This is a genomic window from Flavobacterium bizetiae (assembly GCF_902804475.1).
Classification (GTDB): domain Bacteria; phylum Bacteroidota; class Bacteroidia; order Flavobacteriales; family Flavobacteriaceae; genus Flavobacterium; species Flavobacterium bizetiae.
Genome location: NZ_CADCSU010000087.1, coordinates 133,249 through 146,179 on the forward strand (window position 1 = coordinate 133,249; position 12,931 = coordinate 146,179).

At 33.2% G+C, this 12,931-nt stretch carries 13 protein-coding genes; 3 read left to right on the forward strand and 10 right to left on the reverse strand.

Annotated features, from left to right (window positions below):
- Nucleotides 1-14 precede the first annotated feature (14 nt).
- Both fbaA and tamL read right to left on the reverse strand, forming a co-directional pair.
- Nucleotides 15-1,082, reverse strand: a complete 1,068-nt coding sequence (gene fbaA / locus FLACOL7796_RS11205; protein WP_173970873.1) for a class II fructose-bisphosphate aldolase — start codon at nt 1,080-1,082, stop codon at nt 15-17.
- A 58-nt stretch (nt 1,083-1,140) separates the two neighbouring features.
- Nucleotides 1,141-3,696, reverse strand: coding sequence for a translocation and assembly module lipoprotein TamL (gene tamL, locus FLACOL7796_RS11210; protein WP_173970874.1), 2,556 nt, complete (start codon nt 3,694-3,696; stop codon nt 1,141-1,143).
- Nucleotides 3,697-3,733: 37 nt separating this feature from the next.
- Between tamL and FLACOL7796_RS11215 the strand changes: the two genes are divergently transcribed.
- Nucleotides 3,734-4,462 carry a TrmH family RNA methyltransferase gene (locus tag FLACOL7796_RS11215; protein WP_173970875.1) on the forward strand — a complete coding sequence of 243 codons (729 nt, stop codon included), beginning with the start codon at nt 3,734-3,736 and terminating at the stop codon, nt 4,460-4,462.
- Between the two features lie 9 nt (nt 4,463-4,471).
- On the opposite strand, the gene porT is transcribed toward FLACOL7796_RS11215, so the two are convergent.
- From porT to FLACOL7796_RS11235, 4 genes are all read right to left on the reverse strand, one after another.
- Nucleotides 4,472-5,182, reverse strand: coding sequence for a type IX secretion/gliding motility protein PorT/SprT (gene porT / locus FLACOL7796_RS11220; RefSeq protein WP_173970876.1), 711 nt, complete (start codon nt 5,180-5,182; stop codon nt 4,472-4,474).
- Nucleotide 5,183: 1 nt separating this feature from the next.
- Nucleotides 5,184-5,915: a bifunctional demethylmenaquinone methyltransferase/2-methoxy-6-polyprenyl-1,4-benzoquinol methylase UbiE gene (ubiE, locus tag FLACOL7796_RS11225; protein ID WP_173970877.1), complete on the reverse strand. Its 732-nt coding sequence runs from the start codon at nt 5,913-5,915 to the stop codon at nt 5,184-5,186.
- Nucleotides 5,916-6,503: 588 nt separating this feature from the next.
- A complete protein-coding gene (locus tag FLACOL7796_RS11230) occupies nt 6,504-6,986 on the reverse strand; it encodes a dihydrofolate reductase (protein WP_173970878.1) in 483 nt (160 codons plus the stop codon).
- A gap of 13 nt (nt 6,987-6,999) precedes the next feature.
- Nucleotides 7,000-7,344: a 2TM domain-containing protein gene (locus FLACOL7796_RS11235; protein ID WP_173970879.1), complete on the reverse strand. Its 345-nt coding sequence runs from the start codon at nt 7,342-7,344 to the stop codon at nt 7,000-7,002.
- 236 nt (nt 7,345-7,580) lie between these two features.
- Here FLACOL7796_RS11235 and FLACOL7796_RS11240 point away from each other — a divergent pair, with 236 nt between their 5' ends.
- Nucleotides 7,581-7,877, forward strand: a complete 297-nt coding sequence (locus tag FLACOL7796_RS11240; RefSeq protein ID WP_173970880.1) for an isoamylase early set domain-containing protein — start codon at nt 7,581-7,583, stop codon at nt 7,875-7,877.
- Between the two features lie 52 nt (nt 7,878-7,929).
- On the opposite strand, the gene FLACOL7796_RS11245 is transcribed toward FLACOL7796_RS11240, so the two are convergent.
- The 4 genes from FLACOL7796_RS11245 to FLACOL7796_RS11260 all read right to left on the reverse strand — a co-directional run bounded on the left by FLACOL7796_RS11245 (nt 7,930) and on the right by FLACOL7796_RS11260 (nt 11,440).
- Nucleotides 7,930-8,781, reverse strand: a complete 852-nt coding sequence (locus FLACOL7796_RS11245) for a thymidylate synthase (RefSeq protein ID WP_173970881.1) — start codon at nt 8,779-8,781, stop codon at nt 7,930-7,932.
- Nucleotides 8,782-8,856: 75 nt separating this feature from the next.
- A complete protein-coding gene (locus FLACOL7796_RS11250) occupies nt 8,857-9,480 on the reverse strand; it encodes a bifunctional nuclease family protein (RefSeq protein WP_042566126.1) in 624 nt (207 codons plus the stop codon).
- Between the two features lie 165 nt (nt 9,481-9,645).
- On the reverse strand, nt 9,646-10,614 hold the full coding sequence (locus FLACOL7796_RS11255) for an electron transfer flavoprotein subunit alpha/FixB family protein (protein WP_173970882.1): 969 nt from the start codon (nt 10,612-10,614) through the stop codon (nt 9,646-9,648).
- Between the two features lie 79 nt (nt 10,615-10,693).
- On the reverse strand, nt 10,694-11,440 hold the full coding sequence (locus tag FLACOL7796_RS11260; RefSeq protein WP_173970883.1) for an electron transfer flavoprotein subunit beta/FixA family protein: 747 nt from the start codon (nt 11,438-11,440) through the stop codon (nt 10,694-10,696).
- A 491-nt stretch (nt 11,441-11,931) separates the two neighbouring features.
- Between FLACOL7796_RS11260 and FLACOL7796_RS11265 the strand changes: the two genes are divergently transcribed.
- The gene (locus tag FLACOL7796_RS11265) at nt 11,932-12,909 is read left to right on the forward strand and encodes a pyruvate dehydrogenase complex E1 component subunit beta (RefSeq protein ID WP_173970884.1); all 978 of its coding nucleotides are present in this window, start codon (nt 11,932-11,934) and stop codon (nt 12,907-12,909) included.
- The last annotated feature ends 22 nt before the right edge of the window (nt 12,910-12,931 follow it).

Genomic DNA, 12,931 nt, shown 5'->3' on the forward strand with positions numbered 1-12,931 from the left:
CAGAAGTCTAAAATTTAAAGTGTATTTACGTTATTCAAGTCAGCAAAAGCTTGCTCAAGTCTTGTATTGAATGTCACTTCGCTTTCACGTACCCATCTTCTTGGGTCATAGTATTTTTTGTTAGGAACATCAGCACCTTCTGGGTTACCAATTTGAGTTTTTAAATAGTCAATGTTTTTAACCATATAATCACGAATTCCTTCAGTATATGCAAATTGTAAATCTGTATCAATGTTCATTTTGATAACTCCGTATCCAATAGCTTCTCTAATTTCTTCAAGTGTAGAACCTGAACCTCCGTGGAAAACGAAATCTACCGGGTTAGCACCAGTTTTGAATTTGTCTTGTACGAAATCCTGAGAATTTTTTAAGATTTTTGGAGTTAATTTTACGTTTCCTGGTTTGTAAACACCGTGAACGTTTCCAAAAGCAGCTGCAATTGTAAATTTAGGGCTAATTTTAGATAATTCTTCGTAAGCGTAAGCTACTTCTTCTGGTTGAGTGTATAATTTAGAACTGTCAACATCCGAATTGTCAACACCATCTTCTTCACCACCTGTAATACCAAGTTCGATTTCTAATGTCATTCCCATTTTACTCATTCTAGCCAAGTATTCTTTACAGATCTCGATGTTTTCTTCGATTGGCTCTTCAGACAAATCGATCATATGAGAACTGAATAATGGTTTTCCTGTTTCTGCAAAATGTTTTTCAGAAGCATCTAATAAACCATCAATCCAAGGTAATAATTTTTTTGCACAGTGGTCAGTGTGTAAGATTACGGTAGCTCCGTAAGCTTCTGCCAAAGTATGAATGTGTTTTGCTCCGGCGATTCCTCCAGCGATTGCTGATTTCTCGTTAGCGTTAGATAATCCTTTTCCAGCGTTAAATTGTGCTCCTCCGTTTGAAAATTGAATAATAACTGGCGCATTTAGTTTCGCTGCAGTTTCAAGAACTCCATTGATTGTGCTAGACCCAGTAACGTTTACTGCTGGTAAAGCAAAACCTTTTTCTTTTGCATAATTAAAAATTTCCTGTACTTGATCTCCTGTAGCTACTCCGGGTTTAATATTGTGTGCCATTGTAATTTTTTTTAGTTGTTTTTAGTTTTTAGGTTGCAAAAATAAGAATTAATTAGCATTAGAAAGGATAATTTATCCCAAAATTTAAAACCGAATGGCCAAAATTGTATTCTTTGAACCAACGGTCTCCCTTCTCATGCGCCGGATTATAAGTCTTAAAGCCTAAATCTAAACGAATAACAAAAAAGCTTAAATCGTAACGTAAACCAAATCCTGATCCTAAAGCAATTTCAGCTAAATCGTTTACGTTGTTAAATTTTGCCTTTTCGTCGATGACATTATCGAGCACATTCCAGATATTTCCGGCATCTGCGAAGATCGCTCCCTTCACATCTCCAAAAACTTTAAAACGAAATTCTGCGCTCAATGCAATCTTCATATTCGCCTCATTAAAATCGTTCGCAGCGTTCGTGCTTCCCGGACCCAAAGAGTAAGGTTGCCATGCGCGGTTATCATTTGAACCTCCTGAATAATAACTTCGGGAGAACGGAATGTAATCTGAATTACCAAACGGAATGGCTATCCCGAAAAAGCTTCTTACGGCCAATACTTTTTCTTTTCCAAAATCCCAGTGTTTGATATAATCAAATTCGGTTTTAATATATTCTGAATATTCTAAGTTAAATATTTCGTAGTTGCCTCGCGAATTTTCAGGCAGTTTTGCAATGCTTGAAATAGCAGATAATAAAGTACCGGCAGATTCTATTTTGGTTTTAAACTGATAAAAGGTGTTATCAGCAAGATCCTTTTTAGTGGTTTTAGTAAACGTATAACTTGTTGCTAAAATAAAGTCATTTTCTGTCAAACGAATTCTTCTTTCTTCTATGCTTTGTACGTCTTTATATTCGGCATCTCCTGGTCTTAATACAGTTTGGTCGGCTAATACTTCTTTCGTAAAATTATTTGCTCCATCAGGTATTGTTAAGTTTCCATCATTGTCAACATTGCTTGGTACAGTATTATAAGTTCCTGCAATATTATTTAATTCATTATATGAAGAAGTATAAACCCTGAAGTAATTACTTGGATTTAAATTACGCACAAATTGTGCATTAAGCAATTCAAGTTTTGCGGTGTTATTTCGTTTTGGAGACCAATTGTAGGCAATACCTCCCGTAAAATTTTCTTTATCTAAACCAATATTCCGTTGTTTAGAGAAACCTGCAGCAATACTTGTAGAAGGAATCATCCTTTTTGGAATAATTTTCTCTGTTCCAAAAGGCAATAGAATCCTAGGGAAGTTCAGTTTTAAATCAAGACCATATTCAGATACGTTAAAGAAATTATCATTAGGATTGGCCATGTCTTTTGACGAACCCACATTTAAACGCGCCGAAATTTCAAGTGTTTCAGCTCTGTTAAATACATTTCTAATCGTTTCAGAAATACTTGCTCCAATACCAAAATCCTGAATATTAGAGTGGGTTACGTCAAGCGAAGCTCCAAAACTATATTTCTTTCTTGGTGTTAGATAAACATTTGCAATTAAAGATTGTGCTGTTGAGTCGCGTTTGTCGACTTCGTATTGAATTGAAGGATAATTAAAGATTTTTAAGTTGTTTAAATACCTTGAAGAAAGTGTTGTTCTGGTATCAGAAAAAACTCCTCCTTTATTGATGAAAACGGCATCAGTAATAGCGCGAGGTTTGTATTTTAATTTTTTGTGACTGTACAAATTAAAGTTGTTGTACGTCGTACTGTCTGTTATTTTTGTTTTTGCATTTGCAGCAGAATAATCTGTGTAAATGTTAACATCGCTTATTTTGTATAATTTAAAAGGTTCTGTTCTGCTTGAATCTCTTTCTTGAATATTGTTGTTGTTAACAATTAGAGTTACGTCAGCTTTATTTTTTTTGCCAATGGTGTCAATATCAAAAGTAACATAAGTAGGCTGAAAGAAATAAGCTCCGTGATTTCTAAAGTAGGTAGTAAGACGATTTTTTTCATCTTCAAAATCAGCAGTTTTATATTGTTTTCCCGATTTTAAAAATGAAGGTTCATTATTGGTTCTGTATAAAGAATCCAGAGCCGGAGTCTTGATATTGGTTTTAATCGTATCTAAAGTATAGGCCGGACCAGTTGTAATAAGATAATTTATTTTGGCTTTTTTTCTGGCAACACTATCAATACTATAATCTGTTGCTACATTAAAATAACCATTATTAAAGTAATAGAATTTTAAACGTAAAAGAGATTTTTTTGTTTTTGCCGTATCAATAACAACAGGAGGTTCTCCTGTATTTCTAAGGAATTCATGGATACCTTTATAAAGAAAAGATTGTCCAAGACGATCTACTTGCTTTGCTGATAATATTTTTGCCTGACGTTCGTATAAGCCAGGATGATTCTTAAATTTTGCCTGATAAGTAGAATCCGGATTTAAGTTGGCTAAGTTGTATAAGTTTAGACGTAAACGATACCCAAGCAAAGTACCATTTGGTTTTTGATACATCTGATTAGACGCTATTTCATCGTTCGTAGCCTTTCCGTTTACGAGAATTGTGTTTTTTACAAGAAGGTTTTTTCCATCTGGAACTCTTTTTACAGCATTACAACCGCAAATAAATGTTGCTATTAGAATAAATGCTGTTATTTTTGTGGAATTCTTTTTCAAGTGTTCTTAAATATTTAATTCAAAAGTACATTATTTTATGGTTAGTAAAAACCAAATAAAACTTATATCAAGTTTACATCAAAAAAAGCAACGTTTTGCAAATCAATTATTTTTCGCCGAAGGAGTAAAAGTAATTCAAGAATTGTTGTTATCCAATTTTGAATTAGAGCATTTATATACGACTCTAAATGATTTTGAAGAAGTTCATTCTTCAAAACGTACGCTTATTTATGAGCAGGAACTTAAAAAAATTAGTGCCTTATCAACTCCAAATTCATGTTTGGCGGTTTTTAAAATTCCATCAGAAAATAAAATAACCAGTTCGGGTTTGATTTTAGCTCTCGACGATATTCGTGATCCCGGAAATTTAGGAACGATTTTACGTCTGTGTGACTGGTTTGGTATCAAACAAATTATTTGTTCTAAAGAAACTGTCGATATTTATAATCCAAAAGTAGTTCAGGCAACTATGGGGTCTATTGCCAGAGTAAATGTGAATTATGTTGATTTGAAAACTTTTATTACTGAAGCTAATATTCCTGTTTTTGGAACTTTTATGGATGGCGAAAACATTTATCAATCTAATTTACCTCAAAGCGGAATCATTATTATGGGTAATGAGGCGAATGGGATTTCATCAGAAATTGAAAAAATAATTACAAGCCGACTCACAATTCCTAGATTTGGAGAGCTGCAAAAAACCGAAAGTTTAAACGTAGCTACTGCAACAGCAATTATTCTTAGTGAGTTTAAACGAAATAGTTAAGAATTTGTTTTAATGAAAAGTAAAATTAATTAAAATAGCTCTTGACTTCATAGAATCGATATTATCGGTCCATGGGCTAGGTCCTTTTGCTGGATTGTCATGAATTAATTCATTCGTAATACCAAACATACCTCTGATGGAAGGAGAGAAGATGAAGTATTCAGAGAAGAAATCAATTCCAAAACCTACTTCGTAAGCTGCGGTCCATTGTTTTGTTCTAAACTTTCCTTCAAAGTTATCGTCTTTAGATTTTGCGTTGCTGGATAAATTTAGCGTTGTAGACATTCCTCCTACTAAATAAGGGCGAATGTTTCCGGTACGCATAGACGAAAACTTTAATAATAAAGGAAAGTGAATATAAGTACTGTTTACTTCTCTTAAATAATCTTTCTCTAAAGGTTGATTTGGATAATACAAATCACGCTTAGTATAATACAAACCTGGCTCAAAACGCAGGTTAATGTATTCCTGTAATCTTAAATCGGCTACAACACCTACATTAAAACCAGTAGTCTTTTTTACCTGAATATCCGGACCGGGAGTTTTGTAGTCAAATTTAAAATCGAAACTATTAAAACCTAAATAATATCCAAAATACAAGCGTTGTTTTTGCCAGTTTTCAAGATTTATAATGGGATCCTTGCTGAACATGCTTTTAGCAAATTGAGAGTATCCGTTTGTCGTTAAGACTAATAAAAGTAAGACTACAGTTTTTTTCATACTATTTTTTAGATGCAGAATAAATGGTGGCAACCCCAAAAGTTTGAGGCATAGCTACAACATCTATAAACCCAATTTTTCTCAAAATATTGTTTAACGCTTCACCGTAAGGAAAAGCAGCAGCAGATTCAGACAAATAACCATAAGCAGAATTGTCTTTAGAAAACAATTTTCCAATAATAGGAAGTATGTTTTTGCTGTAAAATTTATAACCTTGTTTATAAGGTGTTTTGTCCGGAACAGAAGTTTCAAGAATTACAAAAACGCCATTAGGTTTTAAAACTCTTAAAATTTCAGCAAATCCTTTTTCTAAATGCTCAAAATTTCGCACTCCAAAACCCACCGTTATAGCATCAAAATAATTGTCCTCAAAAGGTATTTTTTCAGAATCTCCCAAAACCATATCAATTAAATTCGATAATCCTTTTTCTGCGATTTTCTTTTTTCCAACTTCCAGCATTCCGGCAGAAATATCAAGACCAATAATTTTTTCTGCATTTGTTTGTGCCATTAAAATAGCCAAATCACCAGTTCCTGTAGCAATATCAAGAATGACTTTTGGTTTTTTATCCGAAACTATTTTTAATACTTTCTTTCTCCACTTAATATCGATTCCAAATGAAATTACGCGATTTAAATTGTCGTAGTTCCCTGAGATGTTATCAAACATTTGGGCAACTTGCTCTTTTTTACCTAAAGAAGAGTCTTTATATGGGGTTATTTTTTCAGACATTTTTTTTATTTACGCAAATATAATACAATCTGACTTAACTGTAATTGAGTTTTTGAAATTGTAAATTAATTGTTTTAGCAGGAGGCTTTTAATTGTTGATGGATGCCGGATTTTTGACCATCACCAAAAGTGGGTATTTTGAAAAAATCACTAAAAGTGGGTATTGTGGGACATAGATTTTATGGCCAACTTTGCTTCAGTTAAAAAGATAAAATTTTAATGATTGATTGAATTAATGACTTGAATCAAATGAATATTTTTTTCGCCTTGGTAATTTCATTTGTTCTTGTAAGTAGCTTTGAAAGTATTGTTCTTGGGGCCAATACTCTTTTTAAAGCGCGAAATACGTTCTTAGGATTAAATTTGTTTTTGGAAATTTTAATTTTCTTGCCTTTAATATCTTAGTGGTATTTGTTATTAAAGGCACTTTGAGATTCGTTCTCATTTAACATTAAATGTTATTCAGTTATTCAAATGTTTCTTAACATTTGTGATTTTTTTTCCAAAGCTATTACTCGAATGAGTCAGATTTAAAAATCAATCGTTTTAAAAAACATCCTTCACAAGAGGATGTTTTTTTTTGTTTTATTATTTTCTAATGTATGTTTCGTAAGTGTAGTCAAAAAGATGTTTTTCATCTTTAAAATTTTCTTCAGATTCTACAAGCTGCCACTCACTTTTATTAATTTTTGGAAAAAAAGCATCCGCTTCAAAAGTATGGTGAACTTTGGTTATTTCTATAATATCAGTATAAGGTAAGGCTAGATTGTAAATTTCGCCTCCGCCAATAATATACGAATCTTCGTTTTCAGGACAGGCAGCAATGGCTTTTTCGATGCTATCTACTACAATACAGCCTTCCGGATGATAATCTTTCTGGCGTGTTATTACAATATGAACTCTGTTTGGAAGTGGTTTCGGGAAGCTTTCAAAAGTTTTTCTTCCCATAATAATATGATGATTCGTTGTAAGCGATTTGAATCTTTTAAAATCATTTGGTAAATGCCAAACTAATTCATTGTCTTTTCCAAGTGCGTTATTTTCGGCAACAGCCGCTATCATTATAATCATAGCAATCTAGTAACTAAATTTTATTTTCGGTATCCTCAATTATTCTGGATTCTAATTGACTAATTCTTTTTTGTTGTAAACCAACAAGTCTGTCAATTTGTTCTCTTTCCCATTTTTTATTCATGAACCTGTCTGTGATGTATACCTTTATAAAATGCAAAATAAAGATAAAGAACCATATCGTAATTCCCCAAACACACCAGTTTTGTTCTGTGTTAGCGCCAAAACCGAAAAATCTGTTGGCAATAAATAAAAATAAACTTCCCAGTAAAAAAAGCACAAAATGAAAGTATAGAATCTTCTTTTGTCTAAGTCTTCTTCTGGCATATTCGTATTGTTCGTGCACTTCTTTTTCCATAAGATATAAATGAGGTTATAAAGTTAAAATTTATTTTCTAATGACCGTATTTAGATGCTGGAATATTTCTCCTTAAATGCGCTGAGAGTTTGAAATCCAAAATTTTAAGCAGATTTAATTATTAAATAGGTAAAAAAATATTCGGTTTTTGATATTATCATAAATCGGTTGTGAAGGTATCGAAAATTCATCTGAATTTGTGTAATTTAGTCTATGAATCTAAAAACTAAATAGTTATGTCTTTAAAGAAACAATTTATTAAAACGAAGCCGGTAGTTAAAGTTACATTTTCTATAGATGCTAAAGACGCAAGTTCGGCAGCGGTTGTTGGCGATTTTAACAACTGGAATGTTGAGGAAGGAACTTTGAGTAAGTTGAAAAATGGCACTTTTAAGGCCACTTACGACTTGGTTAAAGATGCAATTTACGAGTTTAAGTACGTAATTGACGGAAGTTATGTAAATGATCCTGAAGCAGATTCTTATAAATGGAATGATTTTGCAGGAAGTGAAAATAGTGTGTTAGTAGTATAAAAAGACAGTATAAAAAAATCCGCTTAAATTTTTAAGCGGATTTTTTTATAATTTATACAGCAACACTTCCTTTTATTCCCGCATGCGGTTCGTAATCTACAAGTGTAAAGTCATTATAATCAAAATCAAAAATGTTTTTAATCTCTGGGTTTAAGATCATTTTTGGTAATGGTTTTGGCTCACGTGTTAATTGCAATTCTAATTGCTCGAAGTGATTGTTGTAAATGTGCGCATCTCCAAACGTATGGATGAATTCGCCATATTCTAAATCACAAACCTGTGCAATCATCATCGTTAATAACGCGTAAGATGCAATATTAAAAGGTACTCCTAAAAAGATATCAGCACTTCGCTGGTACAACTGGCAGGATAATTTTCCTTTTGTTTCTCCTTTTTCAGGATCAGGACTACTTACATAAAACTGAAAAAAGGCATGGCAAGGAGGTAAGGCTGCTTTATTATTTGCAACATTTTCTTCAAATGACTTTTTTGTATCCGGCAATACTGAAGGATTCCAAGCCGAAACTAACATTCTTCGGCTATTTGGATTTGTTTTTAGTTCTGTAATTAATTCAGAAATCTGATCAATTTCTTCGCTATTCCAATTACGCCATTGATGTCCGTAAACAGGACCTAAATCTCCATTAGAATCTGCCCAGGCATCCCAGATTTTTACTCCGTTTTCCTGAAGATATTTTATATTCGTATCACCTTTTAAGAACCAAAGCAGTTCATAAATGATCGATTTTAAGTGTAATTTTTTGGTTGTAACCATTGGGAAACCTTCACTTAAATCAAAACGCATCTGGTAACCAAAAACACTTTTGGTTCCTGTTCCTGTTCTGTCTCCTTTTTGATTACCGTTTTCTAAAACGTGTTTTACCAAGTCTAAATATTGTTTCATTTTTTGTTTATTCGGTTATTCGTTCAATTGTTTAATCGATTTAACGAATAAACAAACCAACGATTAAACAATGATTTATCTTTTAGAGATTTCGTCTCTGATTTTTGCGGCTTTTTCATAGTCTTCCTGCGAAACAGCCTGATCTAAAAGTTCATTTAATTCCTGTAAACTATGTTTTGCGTAAACATCTCCGGATTGATTGCTTTCTTCTTCATGGCCAAAAGTTTCCGGATTAGAAAGTACATCATCAATTTCCTGAGAACCCTGATCAGTTTCTGCAGTATTCGATTTTAAATAGATACCAGCTTTGTCTAAAATATTTTTATAAGTAAAAATCGGAGCGTTGAAACGTAAAGCCAATGCAATTGCATCAGATGTTCTGGCGTCGATAATTTCTTCGATTTTATCTCTTTCGCAAATTAAGCTCGAATAAAAAACGCCATCTACAAGTTTGTGAATAATGACTTGTTTTACGACAATATCGAATCTCTCAGCGAAGTTTTTGAATAAATCGTGCGTTAATGGGCGAGGAGGTTTTATTTCTTTTTCTAAGGCAATAGCAATTGACTGGGCTTCAAAAGCGCCAATAACTATTGGTAATTTTCGTTCGCCATCAACTTCGTTCAAAATTAAGGCATAAGCGCCATTTTGAGTTTGACTGTATGAAATTCCTTTTATGGATAATTTTACTAGACTCATATATGTGGGTAAAAAAGGGCAATTATTGCCTCATTTTAAGACTTTTTTTGATTGAAAAATAAAGGTGCAATTTTAATCAAAAAATATGGAACAAAAAAGCCACCTAAAACAAAGATACGATTATCTTGTTTTTAGGCAGCTATATTTTTATAGAGAATTTTTAAATTAAGAATGTTGCGCTTTAAAAGCTTTTAATTTCTCAATTAATTCAGGAACAATTGTAAAGGCATCTCCAACAATTCCGTAATCAGCAACTTTAAAGAAAGGAGCCTCAGGATCGTTATTGATTACTAATTTTACTTTTGATGAGTTAATACCCGCAATATGCTGGATTGCACCAGAGATTCCTATTGCAATATATAAGTTTGTTGCAACTGGTTTTCCTGTTTGTCCAACGTGCTCGCTGTGAGGTCTCCATCCTAAATCAGAAACAGGTTTAGAACATGCTGTTGCAGCACCTAAAACAGCTGCTAAATCTTCAACTAATCCCCAGTTTTCCGGGCCTTTTAATCCACGTCCACCAGAAACTACGATATCAGCATCAGCAATAGATACTTTTCCGCTTACTTTTTCTACAGATTCTACTTTTACACCAAAATCATTGTCTCCAATTGATGGATTAAAATCTTCTTCAGTTGCAGATCCTGCACTTTCGAAAATTCCGTAAGAGTTTTTAGCTAAGCCAAGAACTTTTACATCAGTATTGATTTCTGTAATATTGAAAGCTTTGTTTGAGAAAGCATTTCTTTTTACCTGAAAAGGTGAAGTGCTAACCGGTAATCCAACAACATTTGATGCGAAACCGGCATTTAAAGCCACGGCAACTAATGAAGAAAGATAGATACTGTCTGTAGTCGAAGAAAGTAAAACTACTTTTGTTCCTTCTTTTTCAGCAGCTTGTTTGATAACATCGGCGTAAGCCTTAGCGGTAAAACCAGCTAATTTATCGTTAGTTACTTTTAATACTTTGTCTACTCCGTATTTAGATAATTCGCTTACATCGCTAATGTTAACTGTTAAAGCGGTTACGGTTGTACCTAGAGTTTCTGCTACTTTTTTAGCGTAAGAAGCTAATTCAAAAGCAACTTTTTTAAATTTTCCTTCTGCAGATTCTGCGTATATTAATATTGACATAATAATTTTAGATTTTAGATTTTAGATTTCAGATTATTTAAAACTGAACACTTAAAACTGATTACTGAATACTAGATTACTAGATTACTTTTGCTTCGTTGTGTAATAAATTGATTAACTCATCTAAATTATCAGGAGAAACTAATTTTACTGCTGATTTTGGAGCTGGTTTTTCAAATTTCACCGCTTTTGTATTTACAGGAGCATCAACCGGCTCAAGAATAGTAAGTGCTTTTGTTCTTGCAGTCATGATACCTCTCATGTTAGGGATACGCAAGTCTTTTTCTTCAACAAGACCTTTTTGACCGCCAATGATTAATGGTAAAGTTGTGCTTACAGTTTCTTTTCCACCATCGATTTCACGAACCGCTTTTACATTGCTTCCATCAACGGTAATAGCTGTACAAGAGTTTAAAAAGTTAGAACCTAAAATTCCTGCAATCATTCCAGGAACCATTCCACCATTATAGTCAAGAGATTCTTTTCCTGCAATTACAAGATCATAACCTCCGTTTTTAATTACTTCAGCCAATTGTTTTGCAACAAAAAAACCATCAGTTGGGTTAGCATTTACGCGAATAGCTTCGTTTGCACCAATTGCTAAAGCTTTACGCAAAGTTGGTTCAGTATCAGGTCCTCCAACATTTACTACAGTTACAGTAGCGCCTTGTTGTTCCTGAAACCAAATGGCACGTGTCAAACCAAACTCGTCATTAGGATTAATTACATATTGAACACCATTGGTATCGAATTCTGAGTCACCATTGGAGAAGTTGATTTTTGAAGTAGTATCAGGCACGTGGCTGATGCAAACTAATATTTTCATAAGTATATATTTTATATTTATAATATGCTTTTACAAATTTAGAAATTAAAATCGGAATAAAATACTATGCATGCATAATATTATTTAAAAACTATTACGATTTCGCAGATTCTGAAATTTAGAAGCTGTTTTGCTATGTCTAAAAATAAATAATTCATTCATTTCTGTTGATTCTTAGGAATTTTGCAAATCAGGCAATCCGCTCAAGTGTTAAAGTTTAGGCCAAATTATACTAGTTTTCGGATTCTTACGTTCTAGTGAAAGAATTTGATAAAATAAAAATCAAACAAAAAGAGTTGAGTTTGTATGATAAGCACTTTATGACTGAAATAATCTTAATTATATCGATTTCGTAAATGTCACAATAAAATTTAAAAAGTTAAAAGCGCAAGGTATAAGGAAGATCATGTGATTTTAAATCTAATTTATGCTTTTAAGTTATTTAAAATATTTATTTTTGCTCTTCAGAAAATTCAACATACAATATAAATATGAGAACAATACAATTTAGAGAGGCCATTTGCGAAGCGATGAGCGAAGAAATGCGTCACGATGAATCCATATATTTAATGGGCGAAGAAGTTGCAGAATACAACGGAGCATACAAAGCTTCAAAAGGAATGCTTGCTGAGTTTGGCGAAAAAAGAGTAATCGATACTCCAATTGCTGAGCTTGGTTTTACAGGAATAGCAGTAGGATCAGCTATGAACGGTTGTCGTCCTATTGTAGAGTACATGACTTTCAACTTCTGTTTAGTAGGTATTGATCAAATTATAAATAATGCTGCTAAAATGCGTCAAATGACAGGTGGACAATTTAATGTGCCTATCGTTTTCCGCGGACCAACTGCTTCTGCAGGTCAATTAGGAGCAACTCACTCACAAGCTTTAGAAAACTGGTTTGCAAATACTCCAGGTCTTAAAGTGGTTGTACCATCAACTCCTTACGATGCAAAAGGACTTTTAAAAGCTGCGATTCGTGATAATGACCCGGTAATCTTTATGGAGTCTGAGCAAATGTATGGTGACAAAGGTGAAGTGCCAGACGGAGAATACACAATTCCATTAGGAGTTGCTGATATTAAACGTGAAGGAACAGATGTTACTATCGTTTCTTTTGGTAAAATCATCAAAGAAGCTTTTATCGCTGCTGACGAATTAGCTAAAGAAGGTATTTCTTGCGAAATTATCGACTTAAGAACAGTTCGCCCGATGGATAAAGACGCGATCTTAAAATCTGTTAAAAAAACAAATCGTTTAGTAATTCTTGAAGAGGCTTGGCCATTCGCTAGTATTTCTTCTGAAATTACTTATATCGTTCAAGAGCAAGCTTTCGACTTCCTTGATGCGCCAATTCAACGTATTACAACAGCAGATACTCCTGCACCGTATTCTCCGGTATTATTAAAAGACTGGTTACCAAATGCAGGTGATGTAGTAAAAGCAGTTAAAAAAGTGTTATACAAATAATACACATTTAAAATACTCACAA